The organism is Streptomyces sp. NPDC007929, from assembly GCF_042959065.1.
Lineage (GTDB): Bacteria > Actinomycetota > Actinomycetes > Streptomycetales > Streptomycetaceae > Streptomyces.
Genome location: NZ_JBIBKD010000011.1, coordinates 219,864 through 240,831 on the forward strand (window position 1 = coordinate 219,864; position 20,968 = coordinate 240,831).

Consider the following 20,968-nt stretch of genomic DNA (forward strand, 5'->3'; position numbering starts at 1 on the left):
GCGAGGCGGACCCGGGTCAGCCGTCGGCGGAGCCGAGCTCACGGACGGCGTCCGCGAAAGCGTCCCCGCGCTTGTTGTAGTTGGCGAACATGTCCATGGAGGCACAGGCCGGGGCCAGCAGCACCGTGTCGCCCGCCTGCGCGAGTCGCCGCGCCTCCTGGACCGCCGCGCGCATCGCCCCAGTGTCGGTCCGGTCGAGGTCGACGACGGGTACCTGCGGGGCGTGTCGCGCGAGGGCTTCGGCGATGAGCGCCCGGTCCGCGCCGATCAGTACGGCGCCCCGCAGCCGCTTCGCCGACTTGGCGACCAGTTCGTCGAAGGCCGCGCCCTTGGCAAGCCCGCCGGCGATCCACACGATCGGCTCGTACGCCGCCAACGAGGCTTCCGCCGCATGCGTGTTGGTGGCCTTGGAGTCGTCGACGTAGGCGACCCCGTCCACGTCCGCCACGTGCGCGATGCGGTGGGCGTCCGGGGTGAAGGCCCGCAGCCCGTCCCGTACGGCCCTGGCGGGCACGCCGTAGGCGCGGGCGAGGGCCGCCGCGGCGAGCGCGTTGGCGATGTTGTGCGGGGCCGGCGGATCGACGTCGCCGACCTCGGCGAGTTCCTGGGCGTTCTTGTGCCGGTCCTCGACGAAGGCGCGGTCGACCAGGAGGCCTTCCACGACGCCGAGTTGGGAGGGGCCCGGGGTGCCGAGGGTGAAGCCGACGGCGCGGCAGCCCTCCTCGACGTCGGCCTCGCGGACCAGGTCCTCGGTCGCCTTGTCGGCGACGTTGTAGACGCAGGCGACGCGATTGCCCTCGTAGATACGGCCCTTGTCGGCGGCGTACGCCTCCATGGAGCCGTGCCAGTCGAGGTGGTCGGGGGCGAGGTTCAGCACCGCGGCCGAGTGGGCGCGCAGCGAGGGCGCCCAGTGCAGCTGGTAGCTGGACAGCTCCACGGCCAGGACGTCGTAGCGCTCCTCGCCGAGGACCGCGTCGAGCAGGGAGACGCCGATGTTGCCCACGGCGGCCGTGCGCAGGCCCGCCGCCTTCAGGATCGAGACGAGCATCTGGACGGTCGTCGTCTTGCCGTTGGTGCCGGTGACGGCGAGCCAGGGCGCGGCGTCGGGGCCGCGCAGCCGCCAGGCGAGTTCGACGTCGCCCCAGATCTCGACGCCCGCTTCCCGGGCGGCCGTGAACAGCGGCTTGTCCGGCTTCCAGCCGGGCGCGGTGACGATCAGTTCGGAGCCCTCCGGGAGCGTGTCGCCGTCGCCGAGGCGCACGGTGACGCCCAGCGCCTCCAGTTCGGCGGCCTGCGCCCGCGCGCGCTCGTCGGCACCGTCGTTGACGACCGTGACGTGCGCGCCGAGGCCGTGCAGCACCTTGGCCGCCGGGACGCCGGAGACGCCGAGCCCGGCGACGGTGACGTGCTTGCCCTGGAAGTCGAAGGGCTCCGAGGAGGTCACTTGTCCGCTGCCCATCCTGCGTAGAAGAGGCCGAGTCCGACGATCACACAAATGCCCTGGATGATCCAGAAGCGGACCACGATGAGCACTTCGGACCAGCCCTTGAGTTCGAAGTGGTGCTGGAGTGGCGCCATCCGGAAGACGCGTTTCCCGGTGAGGCGGAAGGAACCGACCTGGATCACCACGGACATGGTGATCAGGACGAACAGGCCGCCGAGGATGGCGAGCAGCAGCTCGGTGCGCGAGCAGATCGCGAGACCGGCCAGCACACCACCGAGGGCGAGCGAACCGGTGTCCCCCATGAAGACCTTGGCCGGCGATGTATTCCACCAGAGGAATCCGAGGCAGGCACCCATCAGCGCCGAGGAGACCACGGCGAGGTCGAGGGGATCCCGCACCTCGTAGCAGGCGCCCGGATTGGTCAGGGTCTGCGCGTTGGCGCAGGACTCCTGGAACTGCCAGACGCCGATGAAGGTGTAGGCGCCGAAGACGAGCACCGAGGCGCCGGTGGCCAGGCCGTCCAGACCGTCGGTCAGGTTCACGCCGTTCGACATCGCGAGGATCATGAACAGTGCCCAGACCACGAACAGCACGGGGCCGATCGTCCAGCCGAAGTCAGTGATGAACGACAGCTTGGTGGAGGCCGGGGTGTTGCCGCGGTTGTCCGCGAACTGCAGCGACAGCACCGCGAACGCGATGCCGACGGTCAGCTGGCCGGCCATCTTCGCCTTGGCGCGCAGACCGAGCGAACGGCGCTTGACGATCTTGATGTAGTCGTCGAGGAAGCCGACCAGGCCCATGCCGACCATCAGGCCGAGCACCAGCAGACCCGAGAAGGTCGGTGCCGCGTCGACGTCCGGGTCCAGATAGCCGGTGATCACCTTGGCCAGGAAGTACGCGGCGACCGTCGCCAGGATGAAGGCGATACCGCCCATGGTCGGCGTACCGCGCTTGCTGGCGTGCTCGCGCGGGCCGTCGTCGCGGATGTACTGGCCGTAGCCCTTGCGTGCGAGGAGCTTGATCAGCAGCGGGGTGCCGACCAGCGTGAGAAAGAGACCAATGACTCCTGCGAACAGGATCTGCTTCATCATCGGGCGGAAACCTCACCCTCGGCACCGGACTCGACGAGCGCCTGCGCCACGCTCTCGAGGCCGACCGAACGGGACGCCTTCACGAGTACGACGTCTCCCGGGCGCAACTCGCTGCGCAACAGGTCGACCGCCGCCTGTGCGTCGGACACGTGCACCGACTCCTCACCCCACGAACCCTCGTTATATGCGCCCAGTTGCAGCCAGGCGGCTTCCCTGCCGCCGACCGCGACGAGCTTGCTGACGTTGAGCCGGACGGCGAGCCGTCCGACCGCGTCGTGCTCGGCGAGAGCCTCGTCCCCGAGCTCGGCCATCTTGCCGAGCACCGCCCACGTACGGCGTCCTTTGCCCATGGCCGCCAGCGCGCGCAGCGCGGCCTTCATGGACTCGGGATTCGCGTTGTAGGCGTCGTTGACGACCGTCACGCCGTCCGGGCGCTCGGTGACCTCCATCCGCCAGCGGGAGAGGGAGCCCGCCTCGGAGAGCGCCACGGCGATCTCGTCAGCGGACATGCCCAACTCGTGGGCGACGGCGGCCGCGGCGAGCGCGTTCGACACGTGGTGCTCACCGTACAGGCGCATGGTCACATCGCTTGCACCGGAGGGTGTGTGAAGCCTGAACGAGGGCTGTCCGGTGTCCGTGAGTCGCACGTTCTCGGCACGGACGTCCGCTTCGCCGGACTCTCCGAAAAAGATCACCTTCGCCTTCGTACGGGAGGCCATGGCCCGTACGTAGGGGTCGTCCGCGTTGAGTACGGCCGTCCCGTCCTCGGGGAGGGACTCGACGAGTTCCCCCTTGGCCTGTGCGATCTGCTCGCGGCCGCCGAACTCGCCGATGTGGGCGCTGCCGACGTTGAGGACGAGGCCGACCTTCGGGGGCGTCAGACCGGCGAGGTAGCTGATGTGCCCGATCCCCCGGGCGCCCATCTCCAGGACGAGGAACCTGGTCTCCTCGGTCGCGCTGAGCGCGGTCAGCGGCAGCCCGATCTCGTTGTTGAGCGAGCCGGGCGTGAACACCGTCGGCGCCTTGCGCCGCAGCACCTGTGCGATGAGGTCCTTGGTGCTGGTCTTGCCCGCCGAGCCGGTGAGGGCCACGAGGGTGGCGCCGAGGCGCCGTACGACGTGCCGGGCGAGGGCGCCGAGGGCGGTCTGGACGTCGTCCACGACGATCGCGGGCACGCCGACCGGGCGGGTGCCGAGCACGGCCACCGCTCCCGCCTCGACGACCGACGCCGCGAAGTCGTGGCCGTCCACGCGCTCCCCGGCGAAGGCCACGAACAGGCTGCCCGGCCCCGCCTCGCGGGAGTCCCGGACGACCGGGCCAGTGACCTGGGCGGACGGATCCGGTATGTCGTGCGTCTGCCCGCCGACGACTTCTGCGATCTCGGCGAGGGAGAGGGCGATCACAAGTTCATCCCCTGGGTCTTCTGGATTTTCATCCCTGGGTTTTCTGGATGGCTTCGCGGAGCACCTGGCGGTCGTCGAAGGGACGGACCACCCCGGCGATGTCCTGGCCCTGCTCGTGGCCCTTGCCCGCGACCAGCACGGTGTCGCCGGGCTCGGCGCGGGCGACGGCGGCGGCGATCGCGGCGGCCCGGTCCTCGAAGACCTGCACCTCGCCGCGCTCGTGCGCGGGCACGGACGCCGCTCCCTGAAGCATGGTGGCGAGGATCGCGAGGGGGTCCTCGCCACGGGGGTTGTCGGAGGTCAGCACGGCGGTGTCGGCGAGCCGCGCCGCGGCGGCACCCATGGGCTCGCGCTTGGTCCGGTCCCGGTCGCCGCCGCAGCCCAGGACGATGTGCAGGCGGCCCTCGGTGACCTTGCGCAGGGCGCGCAGCACGGACTCGACGGCGTCGGTCTTGTGGGCGTAGTCGACGACCGCGAGGTAGGACTGCCCGGCGTCCACGCGCTCCAGCCGGCCCGGGACACCGGGGACGGCGGCGACACCGTCGGCGGCGGCCTGCGGGTCGAGGCCGGCGACGGCCAGGGCGACGATCGCGGCGAGGGTGTTGGCCACGTTGAAGGGCCCGGGCAGCGGCGATGTGGCGCTGATCCGCTCGCCCTTGGGGCCGACGACGGTGAACGTCGAGTCCAGCCGGCCGACCTCGACGTCCTCGGCGCGCCAGTCGGCGTCGGGGTGGCCCTCGGCGGAGTAGGTGACGACCGGGACGGTGGCTTCCTTCGCCAGCCTGCGGCCGTACTCGTCGTCGACGTTGACCACGCCGAGTTTGCCGCGTTTCGGGGTGAACAGCTGCGCCTTCGCCTGGAAGTAGTCCTCCATGTCGGAGTGGAACTCCATGTGCTCCGGGCTGAGGTTGGTGAAGACGCCGATGTCGAAGACGCAGCCGTCGACCCGGCCGAGGACCAGGGCGTGGCTGGAGACCTCCATGGCGACCGCGTCGACCCCGCGCTCGCGCATGACGGCGAACAGGGCCTGGAGGTCGGTGGCTTCGGGGGTGGTGCGCTCGGACTTGATGCGCTCGTCGCCGATGCGCATCTCGACCGTGCCGATCAGGCCGGTGGACCGGACCGTCTTCAGACCGCCCTCGACCAGGTAGGCCGTGGTGGTCTTGCCGGAGGTGCCGGTGATGCCGATCTGGAGCAGGTCCCGGCCGGGGTGGCCGTAGATCGTGGCGGCCAGCTCACCCATCCGCCCGCGCGGGTCGTCGACGACCAGGACGGGCAGCCCGGACGCGGCGGCGCGCTCGGCGCCGGTCGGGTCGGTCAGCACGGCGGCGGCGCCGAGGCCCGCGGCCTGGTTGACGAAGTCGGCACCGTGCAGCCGGGCCCCCGGCAGGGCGGCGTACAGGTCGCCGGGGCGCACGGCTCGCGAGTCGTGGGTGATGCCGGTGACCTCGGCGGCGTTCTCCGGTACGGAAGCACCCAGCTGATCGGCGAGTTCCGCGAGGGGTGTGGCGGAGACCTGCACCGGCCTGGGCGGCCCGGGGTATGTCACGGGATGGCCCTTCTGGGTGGTTTGGGACTGATCAGCGTGTGGCACGGCGGTGAGCGTACCGGGCGTACCCGCCTCCGGGCGAAGTGAGGGGCCGGGGCTGCTCGGGTTGCCGGGCTCGGGGGTGATCGTTGTCACGGAGGCGTTCCTGGTGGCTCGGTGGGGCTGAGTGCTGATCAGGGCGGTCGGCGCCGATCACCGCTGCGGTGATCACTGCTTGAAGGAGACGGGCAGCTTCGCGGCCTCGGCGCCGGTCGGGGGGACCTGGAGGGACTTCAGTGCGAACTCCATGACCTTCTTGTAGACGGGCCCGCAGATCTGACCGCCGAAGTAGCTGCCTTGCGTGGCGTTCTGGATGGCGCAGTAGACGGTCACGCGGGGCTTGTCGGCGGGTGCGAACCCGGCGAAGGACGAGGTGTAGCCGTGGTACTTCCCGGTGGCCGGATCCACTCGGTTGGCGGTACCCGTTTTGCCCGCGACGCGGTAGCCGGGGATGCGCGCCTTGGTGCCGGTGCCCTCCTCGTCGTCCACGACGGACTCCAGCATCCGGGCGAGGGTCTTCGCCGTCTTCGCGTCGACGACCCGGTCCTTCGCGGGCTTCGGGGCGGGTGTGAAGCGCCCGTCGGGCCCCTTGGTGCCGCGCACGAGGGTGGGCTCGACACGGACCCCGCCGTTGGCGATGGTCGAGTACACCGAGGCCGCCTGCATGGCGTTGATGGAGACGCCCTGGCCGAAAGGGATCGTGTACTGCTGCGAGGTCGACCACTTGTCGGGCGGGGCGAGGATGCCCTTGGTCTCGCCGGGGAAGCCCAGCCCGGTGTAGCTGCCGAGGCCGAACTTGCGCAGGTAGTCGTAGAGGACCTTGTTGGCCTGCGCCTGGGTCTTGCCGAGCTGCCCGGTGGCGAGGATGGTGCCGATGTTGCTGGACTTGGCCAGGACGCCGTTGAGCGTCAGGTACCAGGTCGGGTGGTTGATGTCGTCCTTGAAGAGCCGGTCCCCGCGGTGCAGCCGGTTGGGTACGACCACATGGGTCCCGGGGGTGGCGACGTTCTCCTGGAGGACCGCGGCCATCGACATGACCTTGGCGGTGGAGCCGGGCTCGAAGGCGTCCTGGAGGGCGGCGTTGCCGAGGGCGGCCGGGTCGGCGTCGGACAGGTCGTTCGGGTCGAAGCCGGGCGAGTTGGCCATGGCCAGGACCTGCCCGGTGCGGGTGTCCTGGACGATGACGTAGCCGCGGTCGGCGGCGGACTCCTTCACCTGGTCGCTGATGGCGTTCTGGGCGGCCCACTGGATGTCGCGGTCGATGGTGAGCTCGACGTCGCTGCCGGGGACGGCGGGTGTCTCGGTGGAGCCCGCGGTGGGCACGAGACGGCCGCCGGACTGGGCGTAGCGGATCTTGCCGTCCTTGCCGGCGAGCTGCTTGTTCAGCTGCAGTTCGATGCCGCCGCCGGGCTTGCCCTCGGCGTTGACCCAGCCCAGTATCCCGGCGGCCAGGTCACCGCCCGGGTACACGCGCTTGCTGGTGGCCACGGAGAAGACGCCCGAGAGGACGTTGGGGGTGGACTTGTCGGACTCGGCCTTCTTGGCGAGCGCCGACTTGAGGTCCTTGATCTGCTTCCAGACCTGCGGGGTCCGGCGGGAGGCCAGCTTCACATAGCGCAGGGCCTCGTTCTTCGGCCGGAGCTTCTTGACCAGGTCCTCCTGCTCCTGGCCGAGGATCGGCGCGAGGAGTGCGGCCGCCTGCTCGGGCCCGTCCCCGATCTTCAGGAAGCCCGGCGCGAACATGGTGGGGTCGGCGGTGATGTCGTAGGCGTCCTCGCTGGTCGCCAGGGCCACGCCGGACCGGTCGGTGATCTCGCCCCGGTCCGCGGCCAGCACCTGCCCCACATAGCGGTTCTGCTCGGCCTTGGAGGCGTAGGTGCTCGCGTCGACGGCCTGCACCTGGAAGAGCCGTACGACGAAGGCGGTCAGGACCAGGGTCAGCGCGAGTCCGACCAGGCGCAGACGGGGGCGGGGGCTGCCGAGCCGCAGCGGCTTGGGCGCCGCGGGGCGGGCCTGCCCCGGCCGCCGGGCCGGACGGGCACCGGGGCCGGGACGCGCGCCGGGGCCGGAACGGCGCCGGGCGTCGGGGCGGGCGGGCCTGGCGGGGCCGGGCACCCGGCGGCGGGGCGGTTCCCTGTCGGACACTTCCGTCACCTGCCGGTCGGAGTAGGGCCGTCGGTCATGGCCTCGGGGGCGAGGACCAGGGGGGTGTGGGAGGCGGGCCGCCGGACGCCGGGGGCGGGGCTGGGGACGCCCTTGACGGTGCCGTCGGGGCCGAGGAAAGCGGGGTCGCCGCCGGGCACCATGCCGAGCTCGCGGGCACGGCGCTGCAGCGCGTCGGGAGCGGAGTAGGCGTCGATGTCCCGCTGGAGGGCCTGTTCCTCGTCGGTGAGGTTCTTCGTCCCGCGCTGGAGGTCGTCGAGTTCGAACGCGCCCTCGCTGAGGGCCGAGTTCAGCACCAGCAGGCAGATGAGGCCGCCACCGAGGAGGAGGACGACCAGCAGGACGAAAGGTGTGCGGGCCGCCTGCCCGCGGCCGGTCGGGAGGAGCCGCGCGAGTCGGGCGGCCCTCCCCTTCAGTTCGGGTTTGCCGCTCACGCACGCTCCCTCGGTCCGGCCTGCTCACGCCTCACTCGACGTCCTCCCTGATGCGCTGGGCGCCGCGCAGCCGCGCCGGTGCCGCCCGCCGGTTCTCGGCGATCTCCTCTTCGGTGGGGAGTTCGGCACCGCGCGTGAGGAGCTTGAGCCGGGGCTGGTAGCGCTCGGGGACGACGGGCAGCCCGGGCGGCGCGGTGGTGGCGGCGCCCGCCGCGAAGACCTGCTTGACCAGCCGGTCCTCCAGCGAGTGGTACGACAGCACGGCGATCCGTCCGCCCACGTCGAGTGTCTTCACCGCGGCGGGGATCGCCCGCTCCAGGACGGACAGCTCGCCGTTGACCTCGATGCGCAGGGCCTGGAAGGTGCGCTTTGCCGGGTTGCCGCCGGTGCGCTTGGCGGCCTGCGGGAGCGCGTCCCGGATCAGCTCGACGAGCCGCGCGCTGTTGCTGAACGGCTCCTTGTCCCGCTCCCGCACGATCGCGCTCACGATTCGCTTGGCCTGCTTCTCCTCGCCGTAGGCCCGCAGGATGCGCACGAGTTCGCCCGGCGGGTAGGTGTTGAGGACCTCGGCGGCGCTGACGCCGGTCGTCTGGTCCATGCGCATGTCGAGCGGGGCGTCCTGGGCGTAGGCGAAGCCGCGGTCGGCCTCGTCGAGCTGCATGGAGGAGACGCCCAGGTCGAACAGGACGCCCCGCACGCGCGCGATGCCGAGCCGGTCCAGCACCTCGGGGAGCTCGTCGTAGACGGCGTGGACGAGGGTGGCGCGCTCGCCGTAGGGCGCGAGGCGCTCGCCGGACAGGCGCAGGGCCTCCTTGTCGCGGTCGAGGGCGACGAGGCGGGCCTCGGGGAACCGCGCGAGGAGCGCCTCGCTGTGGCCGCCGAGGCCGAGGGTGCAGTCGACGACCACGGCGTCCGGGCCCTCCAGGGCGGGTGCCAGCAGATCCAGGCACCGCTGGAGCATCACCGGGACGTGTCGACTCTCGCTCAAGGGGCCCTCTCAGATCCGGCGCGGCCCTGCGCACCGCCGGGTCACCGCCCGCTCAAGGACAGGGGGCCTGCCGGCGCCGGAAGCGTCAGCCGACCGGGAGCGGGAGGAGGCCGAGCCGTACGTACGCGCCGCGCACGCGGGGAGATCACCGGTCGTCGCCGGGTCTCGGAAGAACATCAGTCCAGCGGGGAGAGTCTCGCCTCCCGCTTCGCGTCACTTTAGTCCACCCTGTCGCCCGGTCAATCAACCGGCCTGCGCGTCGCCGCCGTTCACAGGGAGCCGGGGCACCGTCCTTGTGGAGTGCCTCACACACCCCATCCGACGGCATTCTTTGTTCACTTCCACAGGAGGCCTGGCCGGGGTGTGACCAGTAACGTCATACCTATGACGACTTCTGCATCGGTCCCCACGGGTTCGGAGAGCGCCATGAAGGGCGGCGACACGGTCACCGACCGTCTCGTAGCGGCGAACGCCCGGTACGCCGAGGACTTCGCCGACCCGGGTATGGACGCCCGACCCGTGCTGCACGTCGCCGTCGTGGCCTGCATGGACGCCCGTCTCGACCTGCACGCGGCACTCGGGCTCGAACTCGGCGACTGTCACACCATCCGCAACGCGGGCGGCGTCGTCACCGACGACGTGATCCGCTCCCTCACCATCAGCCAGCGCAAGCTGGGCACCCGCAGCGTGGTGCTCATCCACCACACCGGCTGCGGCCTGGAGAGCCTCACCGAGGACTTCCGCAACGAGCTGGAGGCCGAGGTCGGCCAGCGCCCCGCGTGGGCCGTGGAGTCCTTCCGGGACGTCGACCAGGACGTGCGCCAGTCGATGCAGCGGGTGCGCACCTCGCCGTTCGTGCCGCACACCGACGACGTGCGGGGATTCGTGTTCGACGTGCACACCGGCCTGCTGCGGGAAGTCGACCCGGCCTCCTGATCCCGGCCCGCCGAGCAGGGCGCGACGGGCCGCCCGCCCCGAAGGCCACCTGCGGTAGCTGTCAAGATCCTGTCAGTCACGCGTTCGAATGGCGGCAAGACCGACATATCGCGGCCAGTTGTCCACAGTCGAGTGACACGAAACGGTAACGGCAGCAAGAATGCGGGAGTGACGTCGCGCGGAAGTCTTCACGCGTGGTGTCCGTGGTTCGGGGTGGGCCGGCCCGCGTCATGCGGCGTCGGCCCGGGAAAATGGGGTATCCCGTGCTTCTCGAAAGGCACGGGAAAGGCCGAGGAGGGCCGGGTGACGACCTATGAGGATCGTGCGAGCCATGGGGGCGTCCCCGACCGAGCGTATTCGAGGGTGGGGGATGATCTGACCGCCGTCGTGGAGCGCGTGCGGGAGTCGGTGGAAGGCGTGATCGAGGGCAAGCCCGAGGTCGTACGGCTCTCGCTGACCGTGCTGCTCGCCGAGGGACATCTGCTGATCGAGGACGTCCCCGGAGTCGGCAAGACGATGCTGGCCAAGGCGCTGGCGCGGTCCATCGACTGCTCGGTGCGGCGCATCCAGTTCACGCCGGACCTGCTGCCGTCGGACATCACCGGTGTGTCCATCTGGGACCAGCAGCGCCGCGACTTCGAGTTCAAGCCGGGCGCGATCTTCGCGCAGGTGGTGATCGGCGACGAGATCAACCGCGCCTCGCCCAAGACGCAGTCCGCGCTCCTGGAGTCCATGGAGGAGCGCCAGGTCACCATCGACGGCAAGACCTACGAACTGCCCAGCCCCTTCATGGTGGTGGCGACGCAGAACCCGGTCGAGATGGAGGGCACCTACCCGCTGCCGGAGGCCCAGCGCGACCGCTTCATGGCGCGGGTGTCGGTCGGCTACCCGAGCGCGGACGCCGAGTTGCAGATGCTGGACGTGCACGGCGGAGTCTCGCCGCTGGAGGACCTCCAGCCGGTGGCCCACGCCCACGAGATCCTCAAGCTCGTCGAGGCGGTGCGCGGTGTGCACGTCGCCGAGCCGGTCCGTCGTTACGTGGTCGACCTGGTCGGCGCGACGCGCACGCACCCCGACCTGAGACTCGGCGCCTCTCCGCGCGCGACGCTGCACCTGCTGCGCGCGGCGAAGGCGTCCGCGGCCCTGAGCGGCCGGGAGTACGCACTGCCGGACGACGTGCAGGCCCTCGCCGTCGCCGTCCTGGCCCACCGGCTGCTGCCCACCGCCCAGGCCCAGCTCAACCGGCGCACCGCCGAGCAGGTCGTCGAGGAGATCCTGCAGCGCACCCCGGTGCCGGCGGCGCAGCAGCAGAGCGGCTTCGGCGGCCTGGGCCGTACGGCGCCGGCGTATCCCGAGCAGCCGCCGCGGAGGCTGTGATGACCACCGCGGGGGCGGGGCAGGCGGAGGCCGACCGGGGCGAGAAGGGCGGCATCCGCACCGCCCTGGCCGGTCTGACCACCCGCGGACGCTCCTTCCTGGCCGCCGGCATCGCGGCCGCGATCTGCAGTTACGTGCTCGGCCAGAGCGACCTGCTGCGCGTGGGACTGCTGCTGGCGGTGCTGCCGCTGGTGTGCGCCGGGGTGCTGTACCGCACGCGCTACCGGGTCGCGGGCAGCCGCCGCCTCTCCCCCGCGCGGGTACCCGCCGGCAGCGAGGCCCGGGTCCACCTGCGGATGGACAACGTCTCGCGGCTGCCCACGGGCCTGCTGATGCTCCAGGACCGGGTGCCGTACGTCCTCGGACCCCGGCCGCGTTTCGTGCTCGACCGGGTGGAGGCGGGCGGCCGGCGCGAGGTGTCCTACCGGGTCCGTTCCGACCTGCGCGGGCGTTACCCGCTGGGGCCGCTCCAGCTCCGGCTGACCGACCCGTTCGGCATGTGCGAGCTCACCCGCTCCTTCTCGACGTACGACACCCTCACGGTCATCCCGCGCGTGGAGCCGCTGGCGCCGGTGCGCCTCAGCGGCGAGGCGAAGGGGTACGGCGACGGACGGCAGCGTTCGCTCGCCCTGGCCGGCGAGGACGACGTCATTCCGCGCGGCTACCGCTACGGCGACGACCTGCGCCGCGTGCACTGGCGCTCCACGGCCCGCTACGGCGAGCTGATGGTGCGCCGCGAGGAGCAGCCGCAGCGCGCCCGCTGCACGGTGCTGCTGGACACCCGCGGCATCGCCTACGCGGGCGCGGGACCGGACTCGGCCTTCGAATGGGCCGTGTCGGGCGCCGCGTCCGTGCTGGTCCACATGCTCGAACGGGGCTACTCGGTACGGCTGTTGACGGACACCGGGGACGCGGTGCCCGGCGAGGGCGGGGACGGCTTCGCCGGCGCGAACCAGGGGTCGGCGGACGCGGCCGGGCTGATGATGGACACCCTCGCGGTGATCGACCACTCCGACGGCGCGGGTCTGTCCCGGGCCTACGACGTGCTGCGCGGCGGGAACGAGGGGCTGCTGGTGGCCTTCCTCGGCGACCTGGACGAGGACCAGGCGGCCGTGCTGGGCCGGATGCGGCAGCGCAGCCCCGGGGCGGTCGCCTTCGTGCTGGACAGTGACGCCTGGGTGCGGGAACCGAGCGATGTGCCCGGTCCGTTGGACGGGAGCGGGGAGCGGTTGCGCATGCTGCGCGAGGCGGGGTGGACGGCCCTGCCCGTGCCGCGGGGCGCCTCCATGGACGAGCTGTGGCGGCGGGCCGACCAGGAGCGCAGGGGCGTGGCCGCCGCGAGCGGCGGGGAGGGACCGTGATGAGCGGGCGGGTACGACTGACGCTGGGCGCCTGGGCGGCCACGCTGATGGCCGCGTGCGCCCTGCTGCCCCTGGTCAGGCCCGCCACCTGGATCGTCCAGGCGGCGTTCCTGCTGGCCCTGCAGTCGGGTGTGGGGGTCGCCGCCCGCAGGGTGCCGCTGGCCCGGCCGCTGACGGTGGCGGCGCAGGCCGTGGTCACCGTCGCGCTGCTGACCTTCGTCTTCGCCCGCGAGCAGGCCCTGGCCGGGCTGATACCGGGGCCGCGGGCCATCGACCGCTTCGCGCTGCTGCTCCAGCAGGGCGGGGACGACATCGCGCGGTACGCGATCCCCGCGCCCCTGGACTCCGACGGCATCCGGCTGATGCTCATCGGCGGGGTCCTGATCATCGGGCTGCTGGTGGACACCCTCGCGGTGACCTTCCGCAGCGCCGCTCCGGCCGGTCTGCCCCTGCTCGCGCTGTACTCGGTGGCCGCGGGGCTGTCCGACGGGGGCGCGGACTGGCTGTGGTTCCTGCTGGCGGCGGCCGGTTATCTGATGCTGCTCCTGGCCGAGGGGCGGGACCGGCTCTCGCAGTGGGGCCGGGTCTTCGGCGGTGCCCCGCGCCCGGGTGGCGGGGAGCCGGGCGGAGCGCTCGCCCCGATCCGCACCGGCCGGCGCATCGGCGTGGTCGCGCTGGGCATCGCCCTGGTGGTGCCGCTCGGCCTGCCCGCGATGAACGGCGGCCTGCTGGACTCGGTGGGAGCGGGCGCGGGCGGTGGCCCGGGCGGCGGGGGCACGATCTCCGCCGTGAACCCCCTGGTGTCGCTGCGGGACAGTCTGAACGCGGACGAGGACCAGCAGGTCCTGTCGGTACGGACCAAGATGGAGGACGTCTCGGACCTGTATCTGCGGATCGTGTCCCTGGACGACTTCGACGGCACCACGTGGAAGCCGTCCCGGCGCTCCATCACCGCCGTCCCCGACGGCCCCTTCCCGGACCCGGTCGGCCTCAGCCCGGACGTCAAGCGCACGGAGATCGACACCAGCATCACGGCCGCCGACTGGTACGCCCAGGACTGGCTGCCCATGCCGTACCCGCCGAGCGGCGTGCGCATCAGCGGCAACTGGCGGTACGAGCCGCAGGGCATGACGCTGGTCGGCGACCACGGGCAGAACACACGCGGGCTGACGTACCAGGTGAAGAGCCTGGACGTGCGGCCGACGGCGGAGCAGCTCGCCTCGGCGGGGCCGCCGCCCGCGGACATCGTGCGCGACTTCACCGCGCTGCCCGACTCGCTGCCCTCGGTGGTGGGCCGCACCGCCCGCAAGGTCACCGCGGGTGCCGCCGATCCGTACGACCAGGCGGTCAAGCTCCAGGACTTCTTCGCCGTGACCGGCGGCTTCGAGTACGACACACAGGTGCAGGTCGGCAGCGGCTCGCAGGCGATCGCCCGCTTCCTGAGGGACAAGGAGGGCTTCTGTGTGCACTTCTCCTTCACGATGGCGGCGATGGCCCGCTCCCTGGGCATACCGGCCCGGGTCGCGGTGGGCTTCGCGCCCGGTTCCCCGCAGGCGGACGGCTCGGTGTCCGTAGGGCTGCGGGACGCGCACGCCTGGCCCGAGCTGTACTTCGAGGGTGTGGGCTGGACCCGCTTCGAGCCCACGCCCAACCGCGGCTCGATCCCGTCGTACACCCTGCCCGAGAGCCCCGACAGCTCGGTGCCCGACCCGGCGCGGCCGTCCCAGTCGACGTCCACCGCGCCTTCCACGGCGCCCTCGGCGAGCGAGGCCTGCACGCCGGAGCAGAAGAAGCTGGACGGCGGCTGCGCGAGCGAGTCGCCCCAGGCGGCGCTGCCCACAGGCGGTGACGGCCCGAAGTGGTACGCGTTCCTGGTGTGGGCCCTCGCGGGTCTCGCCGTCCTGGCGCTCCCGCTGGCACCGATGCTGTGGCGGCTGCGGACGCGCGCGGCCCGGCTCGGGGCACACGGCCGCGGGGAGGCGGACACGGCACCGCACACGCTGGCCGTCTGGCAGGAGCTGACCGACACGGCGTGGGACTACGGCATCACACCGGACGAGTCGCAGACCGCGCGCAAGGCGGCCGCCCGTATCGTCCGCCTCGGGGACCTGGACGCGACGGCCGCGGCCTCGGTGCACCGGGTGGCGAACGCGGTGGAGCAGGTCCTGTACGCACCGCATCCCCGCCCGGTGGCGGGCCTCGCGGAGGACGCACGCCGGGCGGCGGCGGGCCTCGGCGCGGCGGCCGGCCGCGCGGCACGACTCCGCGCCCTTCTCGCCCCTCGCTCCACCGCGCGTGTGCTGTGGTCGGCGTCGGCCTGGTGGACGCGGGTCCGGGAGCGCGCGGTGGCGCTGCGGCCGACGTGGCGCAAGACGTCGGGGCAGCAGGGCTGAGGGACTGGGGTACCTGCGGCTGAGGCCGGCCGGTGGTGCGGGTGCACCGGCCGGCCTTGCCGTGCCCGTGCGTGCCTGTGCCCGTGCCCGGCAGGGGCTGCTCGCGATCCTGCACAGGCATACGTCAGGGGGTGACCACCGATTCGGTGGTCACCCCCTGACGTACGTGTTCACGTAGTCCTGGAGAGGCTGCGCGGCGGGCTAATGGCCGCCCTGCTCATCGCGGCGCTTCTGCCAGCGCTGTTCGATGCGGTCCATCACCGAGCGGCGCTGCCGACCCTGTCGGCGAGCCTGGGGCCCCGCGGCACCGCCGGCCTGTTCGCCCGGCTTGGGAGCCTTGCGCCAGCCGGTCACGGCGAGCACCGCACAGCCCAGCATGACGAGGAAGCCCACGACGCTGAGCCAGACCTGCTTGGCGACCATTCCAGCCATGAGGAGCGCGATACCTACGAGGAAGCCGGCGACCGCCTGGTAGACCCGTCGCCGGGTGTACGTGCGCAGCCCGCTTCCCTCAAGCGCTGTCGCGAACTTGGGATCTTCGGCGTACAGCGCTCGCTCCATCTGCTCGAGCATGCGCTGCTCGTGCTCCGAGAGCGGCACGGAGTCCTCCTCATCGTGCAGTCGCCGGGGCGACCCGGGGGGTCCCTTCAGGATAGGCAGGGAATCGCCCCCGTGAAACCCGCCCCTCTGCGCCAATTGACCAACCGGAACCCGCCATGGCCGATCCCGGCTCGCTGAGGCTTCCATTCCCCGGCGGCCGACCCGTCATGCCGGAACGGTCTCCCTCGATCATACGGCGCGCCGCCCCCGTTCGGGGGGCCTGTGGCGTACTCCATGCGCAGCCAAGGCGCTGATCAGCGGCGGTACCCCAGGAAGCGGCTCATGCCTCGACGGCCCCATCGGCCTCTGCGGCCCCACCTGTCACAGCGGCCCCACCGGTCTCACCCAGCACATGCAGCTGTGTGGCCACCGAGTGGAACGCGGGAAGCTCGGCCGCGGCCTCCTCCAGCTTCAGCAGCGCTTCGAGGGCTCCGGGCTCGGTGTCCACGAGGACGCCGGGGACGAGGTCGGCGAAGACCCGCACGCCGTGCACGGCGCCGACGCGCAGGCCCGCGCCCTCGACCAGTCCGGTGAGCTGCTCGGCGGTGAAGCGGCGCGGCACGGGGTCACCCGTGCCCCATCGTCCGTTCGGGTCGTCGAGCGCCTGCTTGGCCTCCGTGAAGTGCCCGGCGAGGGCGCGGGCCAGCACGGCGCCGCCGAGGCCGGCGGCGAGCAGGCTGAGGACACCCTCCGCGCGCAGGGCCGCCACCACGTTGCGGACACCCTCGGCCGGGTCGTCCACGTACTCCAGGACGCCGTGGCACAGCACCGCGTCGTAGCCACCGCGCTCGGCCACGTCGAAGAGACCGTGGGCGTCGCCCTGGACGCCCTTGACCCGGTCGGCGACGCCGGCCTCGGCGGCGCGGCGCTCCAGGGCGAACAGCGCGTTGGGGCTCGGGTCGACGACGGTGACCCGGTGGCCGAGGCGGGCGACGGGCACCGCGAAGTTGCCGCTGCCGCCCCCGGTGTCGAGGACGTCCAGCGACTCCCGACCCGTGGCCTTGACCCGGCGGTCCAGGGCGTCCTGGAGGACTTCCCAGACCACGGCGGTACGGAGTGCGGCGCGGGGGCGCATCGGGTCCGACACGGCAGTTGACTCCTCGGCGCGGCACCGCCTCTGGCACGGCGGCGCGAATGGTGCGTCTCCCCCGGCCCCGGCCTCGGGGAGGGAAGACTTCGAGCGTCCCCCACCCTATTGCCTCGGCCACGGCGTCCGGATGACCCGGTCCGGGACGACTCCCGGGTCAGAGGTCGGGCCCGGCCGGAGATACCCCCGCGGGCCAGGCGGCCCCGGGCCGGGGGTGCCCCCGCGGGCCAAGCGGCCCCGGGCCGGGGATACCCCGCGGGTCAGGCGGCCCCGGGCCGGGGATACCCCGCGGGTTTGGCGGCCCCGGGCCGGAGATACCCCGCGGATTTGGCGGCCCCGGGCCGGAGATACCCCGCGGATTTGGCGGCCCCGGGCCCTGGGATACCCCCGCGGGTCAGGCCGGCACGGGCTCCGCTCAGCCCGCGTCCGGCATGCCCCTCCCCGCGCCGGGGCCGTCCGGCCGGTCCTGGTTCGGGCGGTCCTGGTCCGGGCGGGGCTGCGGGAGGACGGGCTGGAGGACCAGCATCCGCTCGACGAGGCGCAGGAACATCGACACGTCCCGTATCAGGTCGTCCGCGTCCCGGCCGGTGGCCGCGTCCTGGATGCCGGCCTCGGCCCGGGCCCGGCGGCGGGCGCCGGAGGCGAACAGCGCGCTCCACTCGGCCAGTTCGGGCGCAATCTCCGGGAGCACTTCCCAGGCGCTCCGGATCTTGGCCCGGGCCCGGGGCGAGGTCTCCGGACGCCCCCGGGCGGCGAGCACCGCTGCGGCCGTGCGCAGGGCGGCGAGGTGGGCCGTCGCGTAGCGCTCGTTGGGGGTCTCCAGGGCGGTGGCCTCGTCGAGGCTCGCGCGGGCCTGGGCGAGCAGGTCGAGGGCGGCGGGAGGGGCCGATGCCCGGCGCAGGACGGGGTGCACGTCGCTCGCCGGGCCGCTCAGTGAGGGGGCAGGGCCGGTGGCGCGGCGCCGACTCGCGGCTGCTGCGTGGTAGCTGGCCATGACGAACCTCCTGTCGTCTGGGTGACGGCACGTCCGGTCACGGGGTGCCGTATGTGACCCATCGTGAGGTATGGCACTGACAATCCGTTCTGACCTGCTGTTTTGCTTCGCTCGTAGGTTCGGAGTAGTTTTTGCACTGACCAGTCAGTTCAAATTCAGGGGAGACTCGTGGGGGAACAGGCGGGAGGGGTGCGGATCGTCGCCGACGGCCTCGGGGTGAAGGGGCCACGGGGGTGGGCGGTCCGCGGGATCTCCGTCGACGCCGAGCCGGGTGCGCTGATCGCGGTCGAGGGCCCGTCCGGGTCCGGCCGTACGTGCCTGCTGCTCGCGCTGACGGGGCGGATGAAGGTCTCCGAGGGCACGGCCGCCGTGGGCGAGGCGCGGCTGCCGAAGCAGATGGCGGCGGTGCGCGGCCTCAGCGCGCTGGCGCACGTCCCGGGGGTCACCGACCTCGACCCGGCGCTGACCGTCGCCGAGCACCTGCGGGAACGGGCGCTGCTCCAGCGGCGGTTCGGTGCGTCGCTGCGCGGACTGCTGCGGCCCCGCGGCGAGCGGGCGGCCGAGGCCGGGCGGCGCGTCGAGGCGGCGCTCGAAGCCGCCGGCCTCGACGTCGAGGCCCTGCCCAAGGGCCCGCGCACGGCCGTCCGGGACCTGGAGCGTGTGGAGGCACTGCGGCTGTCGGTGGCGCTCGCCCTCGTCGGCGGACCGCGGCTGCTCGGCGTCGACGACACCGACCTCAAGCTCGCGGACGGTGCGCGCGACGAGGTCTGGGCGCTGCTCAGGTCGCTGGCCGACGGCGGGATCACGGTCGTGGCGGTGTGCAGCGAGGCTCCCGAGGGCGCGGTCCGGGTCTCCACCGCGGAGAGCCGCGAGGAGCCGCCCGCCGAGGACGCCACCGACGAGGCGGATGAGGCCGACGTGGCCGAAGGGTCCGAAGTAGCCGACCGCGCTGACCAGCCCCACCAGGCCCACCACGGAGAGGAGAAGGCCGATGCGCTCACCGAGACTGGCCGCGCTTGAGCTGCGCCGCTTCGGGCGGGGCAAGCTGCCGCGTGCCGCCCTGGTCGCGCTGCTGGTGCTGCCGCTGCTGTACGGCGCGCTGTACCTGTGGTCGTTCTGGGACCCGTACGGCCGTCTGGACAAGATCCCGGTGGCGCTGGTGAACGCCGACAAGGGGGCGACCGCCGACGGGAAGAAGATCACGGCGGGCGACGACATCACCGAGGGCCTGCACGACAGCAAGACCTTCGACTGGCAGGAGGTGAGCGCCGCCGAGGCCCGCAGGGGCGTCGAGGACGGCAGGTACTACCTGTCGCTCACCCTGCCCGCCGACTTCAGCGAGCGGATCGCCTCCAGCTCCGGGAACACCCCGGAGACCGGCGCCCTCCAGGTGCGTACCAACGACGCGAACAACTACATCGTCGGGCAGATCTCCCGGACGGTCTTCGGCGAGGTGCGGCAGGCGGCGTCCACGAAGACGTCCCGGTCCTTCCTGGACAAGATCTTCGTGTCGTTCTCCGACATCCACGGCAAGACCGTGAAGGCGGCCAAGGGCGCCGACCGGCTCAACGGCGGTATCGACAAGGCCGAGAAGGGCTCCAAGGACCTCGCGAACGGTCTGAAGAACGCCAAGTCCGGCAGCGGCAAGCTCTCCACGGGCCTGAAGAAGCTGCACACCGGCGCGGGCGATCTGGAGGACGGCTCCAAGCAGGTCGCCGAGGGCACGCAGAAGCTCGCCGACCGGGTCAACGGCACTTCCGACAAGGTCGGCCCCTTCCTGAAGGGCAACGAGAAGACCATCGGTGACACCGCCCAGCTGGTCGCCGACTCCTCCGGGGTGATCCGCAAGCACCTGGACACCCTGGTGAAGACGGCCCCGACCGCCGCCAAGGGCGCCCGGGCGGCCTCCGGCAAGCTGGCCGACGTCTACGCCCGGCGCTGCGACGACCCCGTCCTGCCCGACGCGGCCTGCACCGACCTGAAGAAGGCCAAGGACGCCGCCGCCGACGTGACCCTCATCGCGAACGACCTCAACACGCTGATCGCGGACCAGGACGGCGACCTGGACAAGCTCGACAAGAACCTCGCCACCCTCCAGAAGCAGTCGCAGGCCCTCGCCGACCGCGCACCGCACCTCTCGGAGGACCTCGCCGACGCCGTCAAGAAGATCAACAAGCTGAACGACGGCGCGGCCGAGGTCGCCGCGGGCGCGAAGAAGCTGCACAAGGGGATCGGCTCGGCCAAGACGGGTGCCGTCAACCTCGACAAGGGCGTCGGCAAGCTGAAGACGGGCGCCGACGACCTCAACGGCGGCATCTACAAGCTCGTCGACGGCTCCGGCAAGCTCGCCGGCGGGCTGCACGACGGGGCGGAGAAGATCCCCGACTACGACGAGCAGGACCGCGACCGGCGCACCGAGGTGATGGCCGATCCCGTGCGGCTCGCCTCCCAGGACCTGCACAAGGCGCCCAACTACGGCACCGGGTTCGCCCCGTACTTCATCCCGCTGTCCCTGTGGGTGGGCGCGATGGTGGCGTACATGCTGATCGCGCCCATGAACCGGCGCGCGCTCGCGGCGGGCGCCCCGGCGTGGCGGATCGCGCTGTCGGGCTGGCTGCCCGTGGTGGCGATCGGGGTGCTGCAGACCGTGGCGCTGATGTCGGTGCTGCACTGGGCGATCGGCCTGCAGATGGCCCGGGCGGCCGGGACGGTGGGATTCCTGTTCCTGGTGACGGCGTGCTTCGCGGCGATCGTGCAGTGGCTGAACGCGCGCTTCGGCGCGGCGGGCCGGATCCTCGTCCTCGCCCTGCTGATGCTCCAGCTGACCTCGGCGGGCGGCACGTACCCCGTGCAGACCAGCCCCGGGTTCTTCAACGCGCTCCACCCGTTCCTCCCGATGAGCTACGTCGTCGAGGCCCTCAGGCGGCTCATCACCGGCGGTGGACTCGAACCGGTGTGGCACGCGTGCGTGGTGCTGACGGCGTTCACCGCGGGTGCGCTCGCCCTGACCGCCGTGGCGGCCCGCCGTCGCCAGGTCTGGACGCTGGACCGGCTGCACCCGGAGCTGAGCCTGTGAGCCCCACCGTCACGTCCCCCGGAGAGGTTCCTG

16 protein-coding genes are annotated in these 20,968 nt (G+C 72.3%); 6 read left to right on the top strand and 10 right to left on the bottom strand.

The window, feature by feature from the left end:
- Positions 1–16: 16 nt before the first annotated feature.
- The 7 genes from murD to rsmH all read right to left on the bottom strand — a co-directional run bounded on the left by murD (position 17) and on the right by rsmH (position 9,111).
- Positions 17–1,459, bottom strand: a complete 1,443-nt coding sequence (gene murD / locus ACFZDE_RS32485; RefSeq protein ID WP_391002056.1) for a UDP-N-acetylmuramoyl-L-alanine--D-glutamate ligase — start codon at positions 1,457–1,459, stop codon at positions 17–19.
- Positions 1,441–2,532 (bottom strand): phospho-N-acetylmuramoyl-pentapeptide-transferase, encoded by a 1,092-nt coding sequence (gene mraY / locus ACFZDE_RS32490; protein WP_391002409.1) that lies wholly within the window; start codon positions 2,530–2,532, stop codon positions 1,441–1,443. Before mraY ends, murD begins: the two co-directional genes overlap by 19 nt.
- On the bottom strand, positions 2,532–3,938 hold the full coding sequence (murF, locus tag ACFZDE_RS32495) for a UDP-N-acetylmuramoyl-tripeptide--D-alanyl-D-alanine ligase (protein WP_391206077.1): 1,407 nt from the start codon (positions 3,936–3,938) through the stop codon (positions 2,532–2,534). The genes mraY and murF overlap by 1 nt, the downstream gene beginning before the upstream one ends.
- Positions 3,939–3,966: 28 nt before the next feature.
- Positions 3,967–5,487, bottom strand: a complete 1,521-nt coding sequence (locus ACFZDE_RS32500; RefSeq protein ID WP_391002052.1) for a UDP-N-acetylmuramoyl-L-alanyl-D-glutamate--2,6-diaminopimelate ligase — start codon at positions 5,485–5,487, stop codon at positions 3,967–3,969.
- Between the two features lie 207 nt (positions 5,488–5,694).
- Complete coding sequence (locus ACFZDE_RS32505) at positions 5,695–7,671, bottom strand: penicillin-binding transpeptidase domain-containing protein (RefSeq protein ID WP_391002050.1); 1,977 nt, start codon at positions 7,669–7,671, stop codon at positions 5,695–5,697.
- 5 nt (positions 7,672–7,676) lie between these two features.
- A complete protein-coding gene (locus ACFZDE_RS32510; RefSeq protein WP_391002048.1) occupies positions 7,677–8,123 on the bottom strand; it encodes a hypothetical protein in 447 nt (148 codons plus the stop codon).
- A 31-nt stretch (positions 8,124–8,154) separates the two neighbouring features.
- Entirely contained in the window at positions 8,155–9,111 is a 957-nt protein-coding gene (gene rsmH / locus ACFZDE_RS32515) for a 16S rRNA (cytosine(1402)-N(4))-methyltransferase RsmH (RefSeq protein WP_391002046.1), read from the bottom strand.
- Positions 9,112–9,495: 384 nt separating this feature from the next.
- Between rsmH and ACFZDE_RS32520 the strand changes: the two genes are divergently transcribed.
- The 4 genes from ACFZDE_RS32520 (at position 9,496) to ACFZDE_RS32535 (ending at position 15,178) form a co-directional block, all read left to right on the top strand.
- On the top strand, positions 9,496–10,047 hold the full coding sequence (locus ACFZDE_RS32520; RefSeq protein ID WP_391002044.1) for a carbonic anhydrase: 552 nt from the start codon (positions 9,496–9,498) through the stop codon (positions 10,045–10,047).
- Positions 10,048–10,350: 303 nt separating this feature from the next.
- Positions 10,351–11,424: an AAA family ATPase gene (locus ACFZDE_RS32525; protein ID WP_391002043.1), complete on the top strand. Its 1,074-nt coding sequence runs from the start codon at positions 10,351–10,353 to the stop codon at positions 11,422–11,424.
- On the top strand, positions 11,424–12,785 hold the full coding sequence (locus tag ACFZDE_RS32530; RefSeq protein WP_391002041.1) for a DUF58 domain-containing protein: 1,362 nt from the start codon (positions 11,424–11,426) through the stop codon (positions 12,783–12,785). Before ACFZDE_RS32525 ends, ACFZDE_RS32530 begins: the two co-directional genes overlap by 1 nt.
- Positions 12,785–15,178, top strand: coding sequence for a transglutaminaseTgpA domain-containing protein (locus tag ACFZDE_RS32535; RefSeq protein WP_391206080.1), 2,394 nt, complete (start codon positions 12,785–12,787; stop codon positions 15,176–15,178). Before ACFZDE_RS32530 ends, ACFZDE_RS32535 begins: the two co-directional genes overlap by 1 nt.
- 201 nt (positions 15,179–15,379) lie before the next feature.
- On the opposite strand, the gene ACFZDE_RS32540 is transcribed toward ACFZDE_RS32535, so the two are convergent.
- The 3 genes from ACFZDE_RS32540 to ACFZDE_RS32550 all read right to left on the bottom strand — a co-directional run bounded on the left by ACFZDE_RS32540 (position 15,380) and on the right by ACFZDE_RS32550 (position 17,859).
- Complete coding sequence (locus ACFZDE_RS32540; protein ID WP_031108527.1) at positions 15,380–15,778, bottom strand: DUF3040 domain-containing protein; 399 nt, start codon at positions 15,776–15,778, stop codon at positions 15,380–15,382.
- A gap of 280 nt (positions 15,779–16,058) precedes the next feature.
- Positions 16,059–16,865 (bottom strand): methyltransferase, encoded by an 807-nt coding sequence (locus ACFZDE_RS32545; protein WP_391002037.1) that lies wholly within the window; start codon positions 16,863–16,865, stop codon positions 16,059–16,061.
- Positions 16,866–17,280: 415 nt separating this feature from the next.
- Positions 17,281–17,859, bottom strand: coding sequence for an SAV_6107 family HEPN domain-containing protein (locus tag ACFZDE_RS32550; protein WP_391206083.1), 579 nt, complete (start codon positions 17,857–17,859; stop codon positions 17,281–17,283).
- Positions 17,860–18,027: 168 nt separating this feature from the next.
- Here ACFZDE_RS32550 and ACFZDE_RS32555 point away from each other — a divergent pair, with 168 nt between their 5' ends.
- Positions 18,028–18,879, top strand: coding sequence for an ATP-binding cassette domain-containing protein (locus ACFZDE_RS32555; protein ID WP_391206086.1), 852 nt, complete (start codon positions 18,028–18,030; stop codon positions 18,877–18,879).
- Positions 18,851–20,935 carry a YhgE/Pip family protein gene (locus ACFZDE_RS32560; RefSeq protein ID WP_391206089.1) on the top strand — a complete coding sequence of 695 codons (2,085 nt, stop codon included), beginning with the start codon at positions 18,851–18,853 and terminating at the stop codon, positions 20,933–20,935. Before ACFZDE_RS32555 ends, ACFZDE_RS32560 begins: the two co-directional genes overlap by 29 nt.
- Positions 20,936–20,968: the final 33 nt, after the last annotated feature.

Coding starts and splice junctions, on each gene's coding strand:
- murD (WP_391002056.1), bottom strand. CDS start 1,459: ATGGGCAGCGGACAAGTGACCTCCTCGGAGCCCTTCGACTTCCAGGGC.
- mraY (WP_391002409.1), bottom strand. CDS start 2,532: ATGAAGCAGATCCTGTTCGCAGGAGTCATTGGTCTCTTTCTCACGCTG.
- ACFZDE_RS32520 (WP_391002044.1), top strand. CDS start 9,496: ATGACGACTTCTGCATCGGTCCCCACGGGTTCGGAGAGCGCCATGAAG.
- ACFZDE_RS32530 (WP_391002041.1), top strand. CDS start 11,424: ATGACCACCGCGGGGGCGGGGCAGGCGGAGGCCGACCGGGGCGAGAAG.
- ACFZDE_RS32535 (WP_391206080.1), top strand. CDS start 12,785: ATGAGCGGGCGGGTACGACTGACGCTGGGCGCCTGGGCGGCCACGCTG.
- ACFZDE_RS32550 (WP_391206083.1), bottom strand. CDS start 17,859: ATGGCCAGCTACCACGCAGCAGCCGCGAGTCGGCGCCGCGCCACCGGC.
- ACFZDE_RS32560 (WP_391206089.1), top strand. CDS start 18,851: ATGCGCTCACCGAGACTGGCCGCGCTTGAGCTGCGCCGCTTCGGGCGG.